The following is a 20,012-nucleotide window of genomic DNA, read 5'->3' on the forward strand; positions in this document are numbered from 1 at the left end:
CCACCATGTAACTCTAGTTTTCATGATGGCTTTTGTTAAACGTATATATATTTCATATTTTTTCAAATTCATTCTTTCTATCTTCTAATTTAAGGGATTTCATTTCTCTAATCCATTTTAAGACATCTTTTGTATTTTCACCAAAGCCTCCTTTACCATGAGCCATTTCAATCAACCAAATGGATCCACCATTTACATTTGCTTCAATTAGAACTGGCTCACCATCTTCATCGATTGTAAAGTCCCAATTATAGGATCCTAGCTGTGGTAATGCTTGATGCATTCGTTTAGCCGCCTCAATCACTTTCTCTACCCCAACTATCTTATGACCCTCGAATATAAGTTTTGTATCTGGATGTTCATTAAATTTATCACAAAACTCCGTAAAAGCAGTTTTATGCAAAATACCGTCATTGTCTAATGCAATGAATATGCCTCCTGCATGGGCATTATCAATATTAGCATTACCTCTACCAATCCTCATAATAACAGGCATAGCTTCAATTTTATTATTCCATCTATACGTTATTATTCTAAATGTATTAACACTCTTTGGGTATATTTCTTTTATAGATTCATGACAGGATATAACTTCTTGAATAACAAAATTACTACCTAGATTGCTTAGAACATCCTCAGCCTTCTTATTGGTTAAAGTATCAATCCCATTTCTAAAATTAGCAATAAAACAATCACTACCACTATCTGAATCAACAGACGGTTTAATGAATACTTTGCCTAAGTTCGATAATTTATTAGTAAATTCAATTTTAGATAACAAACTATAATTATTGTCTCTATATAGCCCATAACAGCATGATAATAATATTTCAGGAGTCTTGATACCTACAGATTTAGCAATTAATGGCAATAAATTCTTATCCTCTATAGCTTTTGAATAATCCTTATTTATATTCATAAAGTGTTCAAATTCAGGAATAAATAAAAGCTCAGGAAAAAAATTCTCATCAAAATTTCCAGTATAAGCAGTGAAATATTTATGCCAATCTAAAGATACTTTCTCTCCATAGTTATTTATATATAATTCATTAACTTTTTTAATCTGATCCTCTGTTAAATGAACCTTCCCTAAAATATTTTGTCTTCTTTGATCAGATATTTTATTTATTTCATTTTTTCTTGATCTTCGAATCCTATATTTACCATATAATTCTAATATCATATTTTTTAGGTTACTTCGTAATCTTATATTCATAAAATCTCCTATTACAAAAACTATTATATTACAAGATTGACTTTATGCTTTCCTTTATTTTTTCAATTAGTTTTATAATGTAACTCTTGTAGAAAATCGCATTTATAAGCAACGTCATAAAAATACCAACAGCGGTTACTATAATTGCTTGTAATATCCATGAAATCCAAGAACCTGCATATATATTAAGTAACATATACGCTATTATAAATAAGATAATCATTAATATATCTACTGACATTTGTTTAATAAATAATTTCAGCGACCAGTAAATTATATTTCTAGAATTATAATATGCCATCCAAATAGTTTGATATAACATAGCAATAAATGTTCCTATTGCAACACCAACTAATCCTAAAGTATTAACAAGCATTATAGATAAAACTATATTTAAAATAGCAGCGATTATATAGTTATTCTGAGTTTGTTTATAATGACCAGCTGCTAATATCATTAGATTGTATGGTAATCTTAAGCATCTTACTGCATTCGCTATAACCATTAAAAAAGCAAATAATGGCTGAATATATTTCGCATCCCTAATACCTAAAGTATAAATTTCGACAAAAGGCAAAATCAATACTAAAGTAACTCCAAAAATTAAAATTGTAGCTGTATGGACTGTCCACTCAACCCGGCCAAAAATATCCTTTAACTTTTCAAATTCTTCTTTTGCAAGTAATTCTCCCATCAATGACTGCATTCCTCCAGCCATTGATACGAGAAGTACTCTGATTCCTTGAGTTATCATATTATAAACGGAATAAATTGATACTGAACTAAGTCCAATAAACATTGTAAGAATAATACTGTCTGTTCCATCCAGTATAACAGCAGCAACATGTTGAGCTATTCCATTCCATTTTTGTTTTATAGGCTCTCCTGAGTATTTAATACTCCAATCTATATTGTAATTTTTCTTAACATATATAGAAAGCAAAAATGGTCTAAACAGATATATTAAAGATGTAGTTAGCTTTACTATATGGATAGAAGCCCCTAATTTTATTAATATAAAACAGGCTATAGTGTTTAATATCAATGTAACAGTTTGGATATTAAAAGAAAAATACCCTCTTTGATTTGCAGTTATGAGCAAGCTATTAACAATTCCAAAATAATATTGAGCAAATGAACTTATGCTTATTACAAGAATCATAGTAGCAGTATACAAGAATCCAAAGTTACTTTTAGCTACTAGTGGATATACTCCCATAAGTATAATTACATAAACTAAAAGAATTCTTGCTAGTCTAGAAAAGAACTTCTGACCTGATACTACAATCTTGCTGATTTCAACATGATCTTTTTCTGCCAATGGCTTGTATAGAGATGACTCAATTACAGCTCCTACTCCCAACTCCAGAAATGCTATTATAGCTAGAAATTGTGTTATAGAATTAATTAATCCATTTACCTCGGATCCATATGTATGTAGAATTAATCTAGGTACTATAAATCCACAAATAATTGTAGTCAATTGAAATATTAATGATGAACTTGTGTTAAAGGCTAAAAGTTTTCTTCTATTCATTAGGATTATTTCCTTATATCATTGAGTTTTAGCAGGTAGATTTATCCAACTACCTAACTTAACATCCCATTCAAATGGTTCAATTTTATCAAAGCCACTCCCATCGAAAAATGTTAATTCTCCAAAATAAATCTTATCATTGCTTAAATATAAATCCACCCTAACATGTGGTATTCCTTCAGATAAAATCTCTGCAATTTCTTTCATTTTATCAAAATGATTTGGTTTAGATGGTTTTACTTTAGCATTAGGCATATTAAATGTGAAATCTAACCAATTGAAATCCATATCAAAAAAATCTCCCGTTGTTTCTTTATCAGTATTCCTATCCTGATATATTCCAACTACTTTTGCTTTACCATCAAAACAGTAAAATTTATAATCTCTCAAATTTGTACCTGTTTCATCGGTCATGTATTTTTCAGCAATAATCTTTCTAGAGACATCTTTATACGGCCATTCCCTACCTAATAAGTAGTAATCTTGTTTTAAGCCTTTTCTCAAGTTTCTTTTAACTTTTTTTATATCCAACTTTGATTTATCTTTACATATACACAATCCAAGACCCGAATTATGATTACACTTTAGTACAAACTGGTTTGGAAGAGATTCGAAATCAATATCATCAGGATTATCCCAGACACCAATCAGTGGAATAAGATATTCATCTCCAATTTTTTCGGATATATAATCTCGCACTTTGTACTTATCAACCATAATAGTATATTCTGGTTTTCTATTATAAAGTTTTAACCATTGTAACTTTTCATTGAATGTTGTTGGGTTATCTAAATTCAATCCATACCCCATAGATGCATCAAAAAGCTTTACTAAAAATTTTGCATCGTCCGTGTCACTCAATATTCCGAGTTTAGAATTTACCCTAATTCTAACCTTGGGATTAATTAAATAATTTATAACATTTTCAAAAACATAACTCATACTAATTCTCCTCAATAATTTTAATGAATGTATTTTTATATGAGCTCTAACGATTTACATAAATGATTTATATGGAACCACTCCCAACCCATTATTAAATAAACCATATATATAAAGTGCTGAGAATATAAAAGTAAATATAATTATGTATAATCTTCTATATTTAGACTCATATACAATATTAGGTATTGATAAAGTAAATAATATTGAAAAATAATTTGTAACTCTAGTAAATAACGAAAATGATATCGCACCCATTTGTATATAAATGGCTCCAAAAGAAGACTCATATCTCATAATTTCACTGTTAACTTTATTTTTCTTTAATAATACGCCTATAAAAATTACAATAAATGCATAGAAGAATAGAAGTTTAATTCCTTCACCACTAACCGCCACATTAGAGTAATTATTACTATACAAATTATATATTTTAGGTAATAACATACTAAATCCTAAATAAGATAAAAGTATATATATAATATTTAATTTAAAAGATGTCGATTTTTTTCTATTATACGATAATACATATGTCAAATAAAAAAATATTGCTGTTTTATGGAACGAAATAGCTAATAAAACTAAGATAAAATATTTTATCAATTTATTTTTTTCTAAAAACCTAAAGGCTAGAAAACATAAAACACATGCAATGGATTGGCGTAAAATACACATATTGAAACCAATAAATTCTAATCCAGAATATATCAAAAAACTTAATGCCGGATATTTTGAATCCTTATATATAATAATTGAGAAAATACCAAAAGTTATACAAAATACGATAACTTCAAATATTCTAAAATTTCCAGTAAATAATGCAATAATTTTATTTAACAGAACATAACCCGGATCATAAATATGATTTGTAATAAAAAATTTCATACTAAAGTTAGGGTATAAATTTGAAAAGTAACTTCTGTAATTAATAACATCAACACCAAGTTCTTCATGCCTAAATATCCCAATTGAAAGTATTAATAAAAAACACACTATAAAACTTATATCTCTTAATTTTATTCTGTAGTCAAATATTCTTATATTTTTAAATGTTGTTTCTAAAAAAATATTAAATAATAATACTAACAGAAGTATAAAATATATCTTCAAATAATTCTCCTATAAATATTTTAATGATAAATTACTCATTTAATTTTAGACTTTCTAAATATTCTATCCAAGAGTTTAAAACAAAGGTAGATTTATACTGATTTGCATTTTTTTTACTTTCTTTAGAATACTTATCTTGTAATTCCTTATCTTGTAAAACATCTATGATAGCAGAGCTCAATTCTATATAACTACCTGTTTCTACTAAGAGTCCACTTTCATCATCATTTATAAGCATTCTAGGACCTCCACATGGGCAGTCAGTTGATATAGATGGGACTCCTGCTGTTAGTGCTTCCATAAGAGCATTTGGCATTCCTTCATAATCTGAAGATAAAACAAAAATCTCAGCTCTACTAAGAACACCAGGTATATCATTTGAATTTCCGCATAATTTTATATTATTACTCAGCCCCTTTTTATCGATAATGTTTTGCAATTCATTTCTTAATGATCCCTCACCATATATATATAACTTAGCATATTTACATTTTTTAACAACTATTTCAAATGCATCAATAAGCATCTTATGATTTTTTTGCTCTTCAAGTCTTCCGCATGTGACTATCGTATTCTCTTCAATGTTTCTTTGAATCTTAAAAAAATCATCTTTAACAGCATTATAAATTATCTTTGATTTTCTCTGTAGTTTTTTTGGAAACCAAGCTTGAGCTTCATGGGTTTGGAATACACATCCATCAGCTATAGGCATTATATAGTTACCAACAAACTTACCTAATTTACCTGCATATTCTTTTTCTGGATCATTTCTTACTGAAACAATACATTTTGTTTTTAAACCTATGGAAGACAATATAGCTCTAAAGTTTGCTTCAGCCATAAATGAAATTAAAAAATCAGGGTTTTGGGTCTCAAGTATTTTCCTTAGCTTGTGAATAAGGAAAAAATTTCGTTTTATCCTATTTCCAGTATCTTGTTTGTCTAATAAATTAATCCTATTTATGTTTTTAGGAAAATCATATTCATTGTTACCTTCAAAGGTTGTAATTACTGTCGTTTTGTAATTTTGTTCGTGAAATCCAGTTGCCAATTGTAATATTGCACGTTCTGCTCCACCTTTTTCTAGGTTATTTATATAAAATACTATATTTGGTTTTATATCCATAATATGTCCTTAAAATATATACTTATATTTAGTAAAATCACAAATTCAAATAAAAATTTTGCAGAGACTTCGAAACTTTTATAATATTGAACTCACTATCAACTAATTCATCATACAAATTTTTATGTTTAATATTCTTTAAACTCAAAATTTTATTTGCCCATTTTTTTAAAGAGTCGTTATTGTTTATAGGGATAAATTCTAGATTTTCAGTATATTTTACCTCTTTTGTAATTTGATCAGAAGCTATACACTGTAATCCTGACGCTTGTGCTTCAACTAAAGAAACAGGTAATCCCTCATAAAGTGATGGAAGTATAAACACATCGAAAGCTTGTAATACTCTATTGATATCATTTCTAACACCTAAAAAAGTTATCTTATTCTCTATTAATGTACCCCTAATACTTTCATATATATTTTCTTTTACACCTTTTCCAGCAAGAACTAAATTAGCGTTAGAGTCTTTTTCTGCAATTATTTTAAATAATTCAATAATAAATTTGTGATTTTTAGGATAAGTATAATTAGCTACATGACCTATAACAAACTTATTGTTCAAATTTAATTCATTTCTGACATTCTTCCTAATACTTTCATCAAAAATGAACTTTTTCATTTCAATTCCATTATAAATGATTGAAAAATTAGAATTCTTACCAAATAACCACTCCCCTGACTCTGTTGAGCAAGCAAAATTATAATCAGAGAATTTTACAATATCTCTATGTAGGTAATCCACGATTATTTTTTTAACTCCAGTCCCTGATGATGTTGAATGGCTATGTGCTATTGTTATCAATCCATATTTCTTTGCAATCTTTAGATAAATGGATGCAGTACTATCTAAATGGCCATGAATAATTTGCCACTCTCCTTTACTTAGGAGCTTATTCCATGAAATTTTATTATCTATTATATTATAAATCTTGAATCTAGGAAGGTGATAAATTTTACCTCCCAGGCTTTGTATTTCATCGTCATAATGGCACCTATTATTGGTATGAACAGCAAAATCAAATTGCACCTTTGTCCTATCTATGTTCCTATAAATATTCATTATTAGAGTTTCAGCACCACCTCTATCCATTCCACCAATTACATGCAATATTCTTTTTATATTACTCACAATATCTCCTAATTTTATTTCTTGATATTATAAAGTAGAATTATAAATATATCTTAATTCTTTCTCTACAATTAGCGAATCATACTTTTTTATTTTTTTTAAATTATATTCTCGCATATTTAATCTCATATCTAAGGAGTCAACTAATCTCATAATTCTATCGTTTAATTGATGCTTATCATTAACATCAATTATAAATCCTCCTAAATTATCATCAATAAGGTCTCTGTTTCCTCTGATATCAGATACAATACACGGAAGTCCACATGCCATTGCTTCCATTACTGATCTAGGGAGTCCTTCTCTTAGTGATGTAAGCAAAAATATATCTGATGATTTCATTAATTCTATAATATCATCCCTGTAACCAAGAAAAATTATTTTACTTTCAACACCCTTTTCTTTAGCATATTTTTTAAGTTCGACCTCACTAGGCCCAACTCCACATATCAAATATTTAATGTTTTCTTGATCCTTAACCAAAGATAAAGCGTCTATGACAGCTTTATAATTTTTATTCTTTTCAAGTCTCCCAGCAGATATTAATACAGTATCATCAAATTTCAGTCCTAATTTTTTTCTAATCTCATTTTTTGATACATCAATGTTTTTGATACTTATTGTATCAATACCTACTCCATGTACTTTGAAAATTTTACCATTGTTTTTTAATTTAAAATTTTTTGCTGCTTGATAATCCTCTTCATTTATAGTAATAATCACATCAGTAAATCTAGCCAATATTTTTTCAGAAAATTTGAATACTAAATTTTTTAAAAAAGACTGCCCTTGAAAAAAATGAAATCCGTGAACTGTATATATTATTTTATCAACATTGTATCTTGTACCAACTAATCTCCCTATTAGGCCACCGATAGGAGTATTACAATGAATTACGTTTATATTGTTATTTTTTATTACTTCACTTAGATTCTTATACGCTACTATATTATCCTTAATATTTAGCAAGTCCCTATACGTATGAGAATCAAACATTTTTACTGGCAATTCACATTTTAGCTCATTTGGATTACTCCTATTTATTCCAAAATATACCGTATACCCCATGTCAATAGCAGCTTTTAAGCATGGTCTACTAACGTTCGTTAATTTTACATCTGTTCTACTTAATTGTTCTTGTACTGTTGGTTTAGGACTATTTGATAAAAACACATATCCCTTCAATTCATCTCTCCTCGAAAAAAAACTCAAATTTAATGGTTCTTATTGCTCTTTCAGCAATAGATATAGCATCTTTGGGATTCGAAGCTTGCGATATTACAAATCCTGCTCTATCTCCGCTACACTTTATATCATTGAGATTTTCATTAACTTTTCGAACTAAAGTAACATCTTTAATTCCAGACATATTCTTTGCTTCATTTAATCCATGGATGAATTTAATTTTACCTTTATTATATTCAATATATCTAATAGCAGCCGCTAAATTAAGGTTCTTCTCTAAATTAATATCTTCACCAATCGATAATTTAATACAAGCTTCAACCATATTTACACCTGTAGAATAAGGAACTAAATGTGTTGTTATATTATCTCCACCCAATCTAGCACCAATTTCTACTATCTTTGGCCCATCTTTTGTTATTTTAATTTCAGTATGTGACGGTCCATCTATGATACCAATTGCTCTATTAGCCTCAATAGCAACTTTCTTTATTTTTTCAACAATTGAATGGTCTAACTGTGATGGCTGACTATGACCCATCTCCACGAAATATGGAGCACCAGTAGTTAATTTATCAGTAACCTGTATAACATTACAAATTCCATTTTTAGAGATTGTTTCAACGCTGACCTCTGGTCCTTCCATGTATTCTTCTACAACTATATTACCAGAAATCGAGTTATGCATACAATAATCATATATTCTTCTTAAATTATCTGATTCATAATTATCGATTAGTCTTATACCTCTGCTTCCTGAATTATCAGCAGGCTTCACTATACACCTATAATTATTTTCTCTAATTTTATTGATTGCTTTAATATAACAATCATAATTAGATACTGAAAAATACATAGGTATAGGAACATTATTCTTTTTTAAAACGTCTCTCATTTTAGACTTATTAGTAGCATTTATTGCTGCACTTTCATTTATTCCTATTAAGTTTAGTTCTTTTGCAACTTTAGCTACAGTAGTCATAGGTCTATCACTAGCAATCGTAATAATCCCGTCAATTTTATTTTTCTTAGCTTCTTCTAATACTTTTTCTGTATCTGTAGTGCTCACTACAATTTTCTTATCTGCATATGAAAAACCTTCTGCATTAGGATTCATGTCAACTGCTATAACATATAGTCCCATTTTTTTTGCTTCCAAGATAGCAGGAATTTGTAAAATACTTGCACCTAAAATCATTAATTTTTTCATATTTAATACCATCTTAAATTATGTTTTCAGTAATTTTAATCTTCAATTATATTTAAATTTCTGTTGACATTGTTCCTTTTTAATAATGTTAGTATAGTCAAAAAAATAATCTTAATATCAAACAATAAGGATAAATGTTCAACATAGTAAATATCATTTTTTAGTTTCTCTTTTGTCAAAACAGAGTTTCGATTAATGGCCTGGTTATACCCTGTAATTCCTGGTCTAACAGTGAGTATTTTTTTTTCTTCTTCCGTATATTTGTCCAAATACATAGGTGTATCAGGTCTTGGACCTATAAAACTCATGTCACCTAATAAAACATTTATAATTTGTGGAAGTTCATCTATACTTGTTTTTCTAATGAATTTTCCAAATTTAGTAACTCTTGGGTCATCATCTCCATTATATGTTGAACCATCTTCTAACCTTATATCTGGTGCATTTACTTTCATTGAGCGTAACTTATACATCTTAAATGGTTTTCCAAAAAGTCCAGTTCTTTCTGCCTTATAAAATATTGGTCCTCGATCTTCTATCTTGATAAAAATAAAGGAAATAAAAATAATTAGCATAACTGGTATCAATAAAATTAATGAAAATATTATATCAAAAATTCTTTTCGTTAACCTAAATGGCAGTGACCCTGTTGCCACCATATTACTTGACATAATTAAACAACTCCTGATACTTACTGTTATCTAAATCATTCTTATAATCTTGCATCATTAATCTAAAATCTGAAAACTTAGGAATGTAGCCAAAGTCATCCTTAGCTTTTTTCATAGAAAATAAATATGAGCTGGTATTATTTTGTATGTCTGGTCTATAAGATATTTTAGATTTTTTTTCTGGATTAGGTGCCCAAATATCTGCTATAATTTCTGCTTGCTCTTGTAATGTTACACCTTTTCCAGATGACATATTGTAAAGTCCTTGAGTTTTTTCGCTTTTTATAGCCAAATAGAAAGCATGAGCTACGTCTTTAACATAAGCTATATCTCTACTTAAATTTTTATCACCAAAAATGCATATGTCCTTCCCTTCTTTTGCATTATCAATAAAAATTTTTAGACCTGATTTTTTTATTTTCCCATTAACGTAAATAGAGTCGTGAGGTCCTACACCATAAACTGGTGGAAATCTAAACCAAGCATTTTTCATACTATATTGATTATTATAATATTGCATAACATCATTAGCAGCATTCTTAGAAAAAACATAAACAGCATGATCTCCTTCGTATATATAATCTCGAGGTTCATCCTCAGTTATAAGTTTTTTGCCCCATGCGCCTCTAACATCTGCATATGAACAAGTAGATATAACTCTTTTTATTTTATTTTTTCTGCAATATTCAAGAAGATTTATTGTTCCAATAGTATTTACTTCAAAATATTCTGCAGCATTTTCAACATTTTCTAAATCTGCTTTAGAATTTGCTGGTAACAACCCTCCCAATAATATTACTCCATCTATATTCTGAGTTGGAAGTGAGTTAAAGTCTTCAGGCTTAGTTAAATCTAAATTGATATATTTCACACCTAATTTATCGTAATGTTCCCTAAACTTATTATTTCTCCCTGTTACTATAATATCACAACCTTGTTTCAGAAATTCTTCTACGGTATAAACGCCAATAAAACTCGACGCACCTATAATCAAATACATAAATCATGCTCCTCATTATTAGTTATAATCACAAGTATTTATTTAAAATCATTTTGTAGCTATTTATTACATAATCAACTTCTTCATCTGTAAGCTTGGTATGAAGAGGTAGTGTTATTTCATTTTCATATCGCTTATAGGCATTTGGGTAATCTTTTATATCAAAGCCTAGATTTTTATAAGCTGTTAATAGAGGAAGTGGTTTATAATGTACGTTACATGCTATTCCCGCTTTTGCCATTTCTTCTATTATTGAGTTTCTATCTTCTAAGCTTATTCCAGGTACTCTTGTTATATAAAGATGACCTGATGATGAATGAATATCATTATAATGGTCCAAGACTTCTATGCCTATAGGCTTAAATGCTGCATCATATTTCTTAATGATTTCCCTACGTCTTTTTAAAAGCTCTGGGTATCTTTTAACCTGTGCTAGACCTATTCCTGCAAGGACATCTGTCATATTACATTTAAACCATGGACCAATTACATCATACTCCCATGAACCTAGCTTAGTTTTGCTTAAGGCATCTTTTGATTGACCATGTAGGGATAGAAGTTGATATTGTTTGTAAAGTTTTTCGTTATCTAGTCCTTCTCTATCTTTCCATGTAGAGTATCCACCTTCAGCTGTAGTGAAGTTTTTAACAGCATGGAATGAGAAGTTTGAAAAATCTGCTACTGATCCTGTCTTCCTCCCCTTATATTCCGCTCCCAGAGAGTGGGCAGTATCAGCAACTACGATTATCCTTCCAAAATTTTCTTGAATTTCATTATTTGGTTTAAATAGATTTTTCTTTCTTTCTACTATTTCAAAAATTTTGTCATAGTCACAAGGTATTCCTGCAAGATCAACAGGAATAATTACCTTTGTCTTTTCTGTAATGGCTTCTTTTAGCTTTTCATAATCCATCTCTAGACTATCTTCCTGAGTATCTACCATCACTATTTTAGCGCCTACATGATCTATTACTGATGCTGATGCTGTGTAAGTATAAGCACTGGTTATAACCTCATCTCCAGATCCAATACCTAGGACTCTTAGGGTCATCTCAGCTGCAGCTGTCTGTGAATTTAGGCATACACCTATATTTGTATCAGTAAATTGATTTAATTCTTTTTCTAGTTTTTTAGTTTTTGGTCCTGTTGTTATCCATCCAGATTTGAGTGCATCAACTACCTCATCTATCTCTGCTTGTGATATGTCTGGTGGCGAAAATGGTATTTGCATCTTAACTCCTTTGTTTTCCTATAAAAGTAGTAATAAGTTTATTAATTATCTCTACTATATCATCATTATCTAAGTGTTCTTCATTGATTACTGACTCTAGGTCTTTGAAGAAGTCTTCCCTTGAGAAATCTAGTGGCTTTCCTACTGATATTCCTTCGTGGACTGTTTCTGATAGGTTTTCCTCATCCATTAGCTTTTCTTCGTAGAGCTTCTCTCCTGGTCTAAGGCCAGTGTAGACTATCTTCATATTTATATCTGGTTCATAGCCTGATAGCTTGATTAGCTGCCTAGCTAGGTCATCAATCCTAACAGGATCTCCCATATCTAGGACGAATATTTCGCCGCCCTCTGCTATGGAGCCTGCTTGTAGAACTAGTTTTACAGCTTCCTTAATTGTCATAAAATATCTAATAATATCAGGATGGGTGACTGTGACTGGTCCACCTTCTGCTATCTGTCTTTTGAATAAAGGTATTACTGAACCATTCGACCCAAGTACATTTCCAAAACGTACTGCAACAAACTCAGTTCTTTGTGATTTTCCCGCTAATTCTATAGAAGGGTCGACTATAAAGATGTGGTCGCCATCTCTTGCTACTATTTTGCTAAGCATCCTATAATTTTGATTTTCTCTTACATCGTTTAGGCCTTGGATTATCTTTTCACAGACTCTCTTTGTAGCCCCCATTATAGATGTAGGGTTTACAGCCTTGTCTGTGGATATTAGGACAAAACGCTTTGTATTATAGATTAATGATAAGAGTCCTACTATATAGGTACCTCTGACATTGTTTTTTATAGCCTCCATTGGGCTTACTTCCATGAGAGGTACATGCTTGTGGGCTGCAGCATGGAATACTATGCTTGGCTTATATGTTTCAAATACTTGTTTGACTCTGTTGTAGTCTCTTACAGACCCAATTAAGGTTAGTAAATTAAGGTCTTTGTGAGTTCTTTTTAATTCTTGCTCTATGTCGTAGGCATTGTTTTCGTATATGTCGAAAATTATGAGAAGCTTTGGACCATATTGGGCAATCTGCCTACATAGCTCTGATCCTATCGAGCCTCCTCCTCCAGTGACGAGAACCACCTGGTCATTAAGGTATTCATAGGTTTCGTTAGAAAAAATCTTAACTGGTTCACGACCTAGAAGGTCTTCTATATCTACATCCTTCATCTTGGATACTGATATCTTACCAGACAATAATTGATAAAGTCCTGGCAAGACCTTTACCTCTGCATTTGTATCGCTACATATGCTAAGAATTTCTTTCTTATCTCTTTCTGCAGCTGATGGTAAGGCTACTAGGATTAGGTCTACTAACTCCTTATCTACCAACTCTTTTATCTTATCTCTACCACCATAGATAATGGTGTTGTCTATATAGCGACCTTTCTTGCTTGGGTCATCGTCTATAAATCCTACTACCTTAATCCTTGTATTTTCTTGGACATTGGATTTATTAATGTCTTCCTTGATTGTTTGACCAGCAGATCCAGCTCCGATTATTATTGCCTTTTTATATGAAGGATCTCTCCTGAGAGTATTATACTTGGCTTGAATAAGGAGCTTTTTTGCAAACCTTAGGGCTACTGTGCCAGTATATTGCATAAGATATCCAAATATGAAATATGAGGCAGGCATTCTCTCGAATAATAATGTGATACCTATAATATGAGTGAGTAGTGATAAAATACAGGCCAAGCTAATCTGAATAAGTTCATTATATGAAGCATATTGCAAAATCATCTTATAAAGTCTAAATAATGAATAAATAAGAATTGTAATAGCTGTATTTATAAAAGCATATTTAGTAAATGCCGACAAGTACCCTATAGGTATGGCTGAAAAATCCAAATCAAACCTGAAATACAAGGCAAAAAAGTATGAAAGATTGATTATTATAATGTCAAAAAATAATAATATTAAAAACTTAATTAATATTCCCTTTTTATCCTTCATTGTTTCTCCTTCCAAATCCAACTTTAGTTTTAGCTGTATTAATGAATTTTTGTATTTCTCTTATATTAGCAAAATAAATTAGTATCAAATATATGATTCCTGGAATTATAATAGATATCGCTAGTGATATTACTAAATTTAATCCTGCCATCAATTTGTAGTGTAAACTATAAGCTATGGCAGCCATAAGAAAAGATGATAAGACTATCTTCAGCATTGATGATAAGCTCTCTTTATAATCAAATTTATCAAACTTGATATAATAAACCACGCTTATTATTATAGAAGCTACTGCTGTAGATATGCTTGTAGCATAAGCTAGACCATCTATACCATATTGTTTTACTAATATTATATTTAGTACAAAGTTTATTACTTGTTGGATTAGAATTATTATTAGTGGAGATTTGGAATCTCCTATCGCATAAAAAGCGTTGGACAATATTCTCATAAAAGATATGAAGATTATGTATGGACCATAAGATACAATAAGCGATGATACTATACTTGTATCTAAAGATGTGAAAGCATGCCTTTCATAAGCTAATTTTATAATTGGATTAGCTAGGGCCATAAGTCCAAATGTGGCTGGTATAACAAGGGCCATAGTAAGTATAGCTGACGAAGAAAGTTTTTCTTTCATTTTGTCGAGTTTTTTGGAATGAGCAAAGTTAGCTATTTCTGGAAAGGTAATTGTAGCTATGGTTAGTGTTATTACTTCTACTATGAAGTCGAGCATATTTTCAGTATAAAATACCTTTGCTACTCCGTCTATACCAACATAGGCTGAAGCCATTGATTTATCTACAAGTAATGATATCTTATTTGCAGCGCTTGATATTATTATAGGAATCATTATTAAAATCATCCTATTTATATCAGGATCAGCAAAATTTATTTTTAAACTATATTTAAAGCCTTTTTTTCTGCTTGCAAATGGAAACCTTATAAATTGTAAGACATTAGCTATCAAACTTCCTATTATAAGTATATAAGGATTGTTGAAGGTACCTGTCATTATTGTTGATGAAATAATTATTACATTAAGTATCAATCCTGATATGACTGGGTCTATAAAGTTTCCTTTTGCATTTAAATAGCCTCTCATAACAGACGAGTATAAAAATGTAAATATAGATACAGACATTATCCTGGTCCAGGATATGGCCATTTCTAAAGAAGAGCCAGACAGTTTTGGAGAGAATATTTTTGCTATCGATCCTGCAAATAAAACGATTAATACAAAGACTATTATTCCACAGGCCATCAGCACATTGATTAAATTTGATGTGAATAGATCTGCTTTTTCATCTCCCCTGTCATTTTTTACCTTAGTATAGATTGGTATGTAGGCAGATACTATTCCAGCCACAACTGTGTACATCATTATATCTGGAATAGTTGTAGCTGTGACATATATTGATTTAATCTCTCCAGCACCAATAACAGCAGCCATTACTGATTCTCTTACAAAACCAAATATTTTTGTAATAACAGTCAATATCATTATGATTACTGTCATCTTTCCCATATCTTCCCCTACTTGTTATTTTCTTCTATACTTTCCTTAACTTTATTTTTAGAATCTTCATTTGGTACCATCATATACAATCTAGAATCTGGCATTAGGGCTGATGGTAGGTCCATTGTGCCTTTTCCTTCTAGAGCTTGGCTTCTTATCTTCCATGATGTGCCCTCGTCTAATTGTCTATTGACTAATTCTATCATTTTATCATAAGGCATATTTGTGTTTACTGATTTGAGTGCTACACCTGCTATATCTCCGAAGTTTAGGAGCATTTGTGGGCTGAGCATCTTTCTTATAATTCCCTCTATTATCCTGGTGTGGTTCTTGCCTCTGTCAAAGTCTCCAGCTGCTTGGTGGTATCTATCTCTAGCAAATACTAGGGCAGCTGTACCGTCTAGGTGGTTTTTGCCTTGGACAAAATTGTAGCCACTTGCTGAAAATGCCCTTGGGTTTTCTACTTCAATTCCACCTAAGAGGTCTATTAAGTCTTTTAGGGTGGTGAAGTTGACCTTGGCATAGTAGTCTATATCCTCCCCAAAGAGGCTCTCTAGAGTTGCTATTGACTTGTCTACTCCATATAGGCCGGCGTGGGTTAGCTTGTCCTTGCCTATGCCTGGGATATCGACGTAGGAATCCCTTGGTATGGTTGTGATTAGAACCTTGCCTGCTGTTGGGTTGACACTTATTATAAGGTTGACATCTGATCTAGACACTGTGGATAAAGATCCGTAGGTGTCTATACCTGATATATAGACATTAAAGGAATCATCTTTTGCGACTTCTTCCTTTTCCTTTTCCTCGCTCTTGCCTTCTACTAGGACTGAGTCTAGGATTCTGGTCTGGTCTGCGAAGTCTTCGATATTTTCTTCTATGATTTGTCTAAAGCCTTCATTCAGGAGGATTACTTCCTCTTTGCCGCTTAATAAGCTTTTGGCTAGGGTTATATAGTCTACGTATTTGACCTTGGATAGATTACCCTGATATTTGTCATTATATTCGCTTATTATCTTATCTATAGTTTCTTCATTGTCTGCCTCTGATGTAGCTATTGTAGCATCTTTGATATCCTCTAGGCTCTTATATGATGAATCTTTCCTTACTATATAGGACATCTGTGTTTTTGTGATGTTCTTATTTTTATTTATTTCATCGATTGTCCTGATGGATGTATTAGCATAGGAAATAGCGACTCCCTGGCCTACGACAATAAAAAGAAGGGCTATCAAATAGAGCACATTAAAAGCGCCTTTGATTTTACCCTTGGTATATAAAAGAATATAGATAAGCATAAGCAAAATAGAGCTTCCTATTACTAGTAGCCTGTATTTCATTGGTAGAATATTGTATCTATTGATAAAATAAGCAAAGGCTATGTTCATCAATAATGAAATTATTATTATAATTTTTGGAAGATGTTTTTTTATGCTTTCCATTAGTTTCTCCTGTGTTTAGTCTACCTATATTATCTTTTATTATAAGTTTTTTGCAAGATAGTAAAAAGCTTAACAAAATACTATGTGAATTGATTAAATTCATGTTAAGACATATTGGTATATATTAAATTATAATATAAGATTGTGACTTTGTAAACAAAATCAAGGGTTCGTTTATGTTATTCGCCAATAAAGTCAAGAAAACTAAAATCAGTTGTTTTTTCTTGTGGGTTTGGGATGGAATTGGTTTGTTTTATGCGAAAACTTTATCTCCCCTCGTTTCGACCGAGCATAGCGAGCTGAGAAATCTGAGATTTTTTTATTAATATTTTTAAAGATATATTTGTGCTTTGATTTTAGTAAATAATAACGCCGGAGTAGTTCTAATAGACTTCTCGACGGAGCTCGAAGAAAGGGAAATGTAAGATACACCTACTGCCGATGTAGATACGGAACCCTATATATACATATCTATGAGTTCTCTCACTCCGTTCGAGAAGGGAAGGTGTCTGTTCGGAGAGGCTTCTCAGGACGAGCCGACGGGCTTGCCACTACTGTCGAAGCAAGGGTATTTTAAGTTTTCTGCGAAAACTTTTGTTTTTATGAGGTAATGGTTGTATTTACTTAATGCCGATGTAGGTACAGAACCCTTTATATAAAGAACCATGAGTTCTCTCACGAAGTTCGAGGACGGAGGTTGGCTGCGACCGAGCCATGTTTAAACACCATTTTTTCGACCGAGCTTGCTCTCCTCCCCTTGTTTCGACCAAGCTTGCGATTGGAGAAATCTTATCCTTTACATTTCAAACGCAAGAATTTTGCGTTTGCTTTTGTTCATTCTCGTTTGTTTATCAAACTTAAAAGCCCTCTTGTGTTTATTTTAGAGGGCTTTATCTTTTTATTGGTCTTTTATTTTTACTGCTACCATTCTTGCTTTGGCTCTTGTTTCTCCTTTTGCTTCTAGGGTCATTTCTATTATTGCTTTTCTTTCTCCTAGTTCTGCTAGGCTTGACCTGATTATGATTTCTTCATCCATTGGAGTTGGTTTTTTGAAGTCTACTTCTAGCCTGGCTGTGATGTATCTTTGGATTATGGTATCTTTATTTAGTTCTAGTCCTTGGGCGTGGTGGTTGAAGTAGGCTGCACTGGCTGTGCCGTGACAGTCAAATAGCATTGCTATCATACCGCCGAAAAGGTTGAATGGGACTCCTCCTGTGTACATCTTATCTGGTTTTACCTTGCATATTACTTCTTTTCCATCATCAGTTGGGTAGGATTTGAGGTGGAGGCCTTCTTTATTTTGAACACCACATCCCCAGCAGTGTTGGTATTTTTCGCCGTAGGTCTCTTGGATTGCTACTTTTTCTGTCATTTCATTTCCTTTCCATACTATCTATATTGTTTCTATATGTCTATTATATTTGATTTTATACCCATAAATATGAACTTTATAAACAATACTACAACGCAAAAAATCGCCCGATTATTGAGCGATTTAGATGTGGTTAGATTAAATTGTTTTTAACTATTTATTAAATAGTTCTTATTTGAATTTATTTCTTCTTACCCTTTTCAAGGATTTTCATTAAGTTTTCCTTGCCATTTTTGAGGTTTTCTTTGAAGATTTGCTGGATATTTTCCTTGCCTTCTTTTGTTGAGATGTCTTCTAATTTCATCTCTCCCTTAAAGACTTGCTCCATGATTGCTATATAGGCTGTTCCTAGGGCCGCTGTGATTACTCCTGCTGTGCCTGCAGATATAGCACCTCCTGCTATAGATCCTGCTCCTGGGACTAGTTTTATTATATTGGCTACAACTGTTCTTCCCAAAAGTGTGGCACCTCCTGATCCCAAGGTGGATGATACTAGTGCTGCGATAACTGATTTATTGATATCGAAGCCAAATATGACTGTAATTGATGCTATCATTGCGATTTGGGTTGGGATTAGTAAAGTAGCATCGGCAAAGGGAATTGGGGCTGCACCTTGACCTGTGGCAGCTAGGGCCGCTGCAGCTACAGCCTTAACCGCTCTTGACTTTTTTGCTTCTAAATTTGCTATCTGTACGTGTTGGAGGGTGTCTTGGAGCTCTTCTGGCAGAGCGTGTCCCATGATATTTATAAGCCTCTCTAGGCCGAAAGATTTGACTGTGCCTACATCTTCTATCTCAAAGTCCTTGGCAAGAACTGGCACAACTTGGATTATATCTAGATTTTCATCCTCAATTATTGATCGTAATTTCTCGGCATTTTTTTTTGAAATTGACTGGGTTAGGACAATTATTATTGGCACTTGGGTCGTCCTATTCTCATGGGTGAGCTCTCTTATCCACTCGATTTCTTCTGGCTCTACTCTATTTGAGCTGGTGTTTATGCAATACCAGATGCAGTGAATTGCCTCATTGATGTCATTTTTGCTAAGGCCCTTATTAATAGTAGATATTATCTCAGCTTTGACCTCTTCCTGGACATCTTTGCCAAGCTCAAAGCCCTTGGTATCGTAGATATTTAGAGGGACTCCCTCCTTGCTTATCTTTCTCATGTGACTTGTTACAGGCTTACCCAGTCCCTCCTCGGCTAAGTTGTCCTTAAAGACAGCATTGATAAGGGTAGACTTACCAACTCCAGTCTTTCCAGCAACTATTATATTTAGCTTGTTTAAGTTATTTATCTTTTCTTTTATTAGATCAATTGCTTCCTGGGCAATGTTTATAGGATCTAGAACCATGGGTC

General features: G+C 31.7%; 16 protein-coding genes. All 16 read right to left on the reverse strand.

Annotation, left to right across the window (positions count from 1 at the left end):
• Positions 1–52: 52 nt before the first annotated feature.
• Positions 53–1,216, reverse strand: coding sequence for a sugar-transfer associated ATP-grasp domain-containing protein (locus tag ACCQ42_RS05325; protein ID WP_410035567.1), 1,164 nt, complete (start codon positions 1,214–1,216; stop codon positions 53–55).
• A 28-nt stretch (positions 1,217–1,244) separates the two neighbouring features.
• Positions 1,245–2,753: a polysaccharide biosynthesis C-terminal domain-containing protein gene (locus ACCQ42_RS05330; RefSeq protein WP_410035568.1), complete on the reverse strand. Its 1,509-nt coding sequence runs from the start codon at positions 2,751–2,753 to the stop codon at positions 1,245–1,247.
• Between the two features lie 18 nt (positions 2,754–2,771).
• On the reverse strand, positions 2,772–3,695 hold the full coding sequence (locus tag ACCQ42_RS05335; protein WP_410035569.1) for an ATP-grasp fold amidoligase family protein: 924 nt from the start codon (positions 3,693–3,695) through the stop codon (positions 2,772–2,774).
• Positions 3,696–3,749: 54 nt separating this feature from the next.
• Positions 3,750–4,805, reverse strand: coding sequence for an EpsG family protein (locus ACCQ42_RS05340; RefSeq protein WP_265212705.1), 1,056 nt, complete (start codon positions 4,803–4,805; stop codon positions 3,750–3,752).
• A gap of 31 nt (positions 4,806–4,836) precedes the next feature.
• Positions 4,837–5,931, reverse strand: a complete 1,095-nt coding sequence (locus tag ACCQ42_RS05345; RefSeq protein ID WP_410035570.1) for a glycosyltransferase family 4 protein — start codon at positions 5,929–5,931, stop codon at positions 4,837–4,839.
• 37 nt (positions 5,932–5,968) lie between these two features.
• Positions 5,969–7,060 (reverse strand): glycosyltransferase family 1 protein, encoded by a 1,092-nt coding sequence (locus tag ACCQ42_RS05350; protein WP_410035571.1) that lies wholly within the window; start codon positions 7,058–7,060, stop codon positions 5,969–5,971.
• A gap of 27 nt (positions 7,061–7,087) precedes the next feature.
• Complete coding sequence (locus ACCQ42_RS05355; RefSeq protein ID WP_265212701.1) at positions 7,088–8,245, reverse strand: glycosyltransferase family 4 protein; 1,158 nt, start codon at positions 8,243–8,245, stop codon at positions 7,088–7,090.
• A gap of 1 nt (position 8,246) precedes the next feature.
• Positions 8,247–9,455 carry an ATP-grasp domain-containing protein gene (locus ACCQ42_RS05360; RefSeq protein ID WP_410035572.1) on the reverse strand — a complete coding sequence of 403 codons (1,209 nt, stop codon included), beginning with the start codon at positions 9,453–9,455 and terminating at the stop codon, positions 8,247–8,249.
• Positions 9,456–9,490: 35 nt separating this feature from the next.
• Positions 9,491–10,126 (reverse strand): sugar transferase, encoded by a 636-nt coding sequence (locus ACCQ42_RS05365; RefSeq protein WP_265212697.1) that lies wholly within the window; start codon positions 10,124–10,126, stop codon positions 9,491–9,493.
• Positions 10,116–11,126 (reverse strand): NAD-dependent epimerase/dehydratase family protein, encoded by a 1,011-nt coding sequence (locus tag ACCQ42_RS05370; protein ID WP_410035573.1) that lies wholly within the window; start codon positions 11,124–11,126, stop codon positions 10,116–10,118. The genes ACCQ42_RS05365 and ACCQ42_RS05370 overlap by 11 nt, the downstream gene beginning before the upstream one ends.
• A 28-nt stretch (positions 11,127–11,154) precedes the next feature.
• Positions 11,155–12,357, reverse strand: a complete 1,203-nt coding sequence (locus ACCQ42_RS05375; protein WP_410035574.1) for a DegT/DnrJ/EryC1/StrS family aminotransferase — start codon at positions 12,355–12,357, stop codon at positions 11,155–11,157.
• A gap of 1 nt (position 12,358) precedes the next feature.
• Positions 12,359–14,320, reverse strand: a complete 1,962-nt coding sequence (locus tag ACCQ42_RS05380; protein WP_410035575.1) for a polysaccharide biosynthesis protein — start codon at positions 14,318–14,320, stop codon at positions 12,359–12,361.
• The gene (gene murJ / locus ACCQ42_RS05385; protein ID WP_410035576.1) at positions 14,310–15,851 is read right to left on the reverse strand and encodes a murein biosynthesis integral membrane protein MurJ; all 1,542 of its coding nucleotides are present in this window, start codon (positions 15,849–15,851) and stop codon (positions 14,310–14,312) included. The genes ACCQ42_RS05380 and murJ overlap by 11 nt, the downstream gene beginning before the upstream one ends.
• 8 nt (positions 15,852–15,859) lie before the next feature.
• Positions 15,860–17,281 carry an LCP family protein gene (locus tag ACCQ42_RS05390; RefSeq protein ID WP_265212687.1) on the reverse strand — a complete coding sequence of 474 codons (1,422 nt, stop codon included), beginning with the start codon at positions 17,279–17,281 and terminating at the stop codon, positions 15,860–15,862.
• Between the two features lie 898 nt (positions 17,282–18,179).
• A complete protein-coding gene (locus tag ACCQ42_RS05395; protein WP_410035577.1) occupies positions 18,180–18,653 on the reverse strand; it encodes a hotdog domain-containing protein in 474 nt (157 codons plus the stop codon).
• A gap of 181 nt (positions 18,654–18,834) precedes the next feature.
• Complete coding sequence (locus ACCQ42_RS05400; protein ID WP_410035578.1) at positions 18,835–20,007, reverse strand: YcjF family protein; 1,173 nt, start codon at positions 20,005–20,007, stop codon at positions 18,835–18,837.
• Between the last annotated feature and the right edge of the window lie 5 nt (positions 20,008–20,012).

The organism is Anaerococcus kampingae (assembly GCF_046365475.1).
GTDB classification, from domain to species: domain Bacteria; phylum Bacillota; class Clostridia; order Tissierellales; family Peptoniphilaceae; genus Anaerococcus; species Anaerococcus kampingae.

Coding starts and splice junctions, on each gene's coding strand:
- murJ (WP_410035576.1), bottom strand. CDS start 15,851: ATGGGAAAGATGACAGTAATCATAATGATATTGACTGTTATTACAAAA.
- ACCQ42_RS05395 (WP_410035577.1), bottom strand. CDS start 18,653: ATGACAGAAAAAGTAGCAATCCAAGAGACCTACGGCGAAAAATACCAA.
- ACCQ42_RS05330 (WP_410035568.1), bottom strand. CDS start 2,753: ATGAATAGAAGAAAACTTTTAGCCTTTAACACAAGTTCATCATTAATA.
- ACCQ42_RS05360 (WP_410035572.1), bottom strand. CDS start 9,455: ATGAAAAAATTAATGATTTTAGGTGCAAGTATTTTACAAATTCCTGCT.
- ACCQ42_RS05375 (WP_410035574.1), bottom strand. CDS start 12,357: ATGCAAATACCATTTTCGCCACCAGACATATCACAAGCAGAGATAGAT.
- ACCQ42_RS05380 (WP_410035575.1), bottom strand. CDS start 14,320: ATGAAGGATAAAAAGGGAATATTAATTAAGTTTTTAATATTATTATTT.
- ACCQ42_RS05400 (WP_410035578.1), bottom strand. CDS start 20,007: ATGGTTCTAGATCCTATAAACATTGCCCAGGAAGCAATTGATCTAATA.
- ACCQ42_RS05390 (WP_265212687.1), bottom strand. CDS start 17,281: ATGGAAAGCATAAAAAAACATCTTCCAAAAATTATAATAATAATTTCA.
- ACCQ42_RS05325 (WP_410035567.1), bottom strand. CDS start 1,216: ATGAATATAAGATTACGAAGTAACCTAAAAAATATGATATTAGAATTA.
- ACCQ42_RS05365 (WP_265212697.1), bottom strand. CDS start 10,126: ATGTCAAGTAATATGGTGGCAACAGGGTCACTGCCATTTAGGTTAACG.
- ACCQ42_RS05370 (WP_410035573.1), bottom strand. CDS start 11,126: ATGTATTTGATTATAGGTGCGTCGAGTTTTATTGGCGTTTATACCGTA.
- ACCQ42_RS05345 (WP_410035570.1), bottom strand. CDS start 5,931: ATGGATATAAAACCAAATATAGTATTTTATATAAATAACCTAGAAAAA.
- ACCQ42_RS05335 (WP_410035569.1), bottom strand. CDS start 3,695: ATGAGTTATGTTTTTGAAAATGTTATAAATTATTTAATTAATCCCAAG.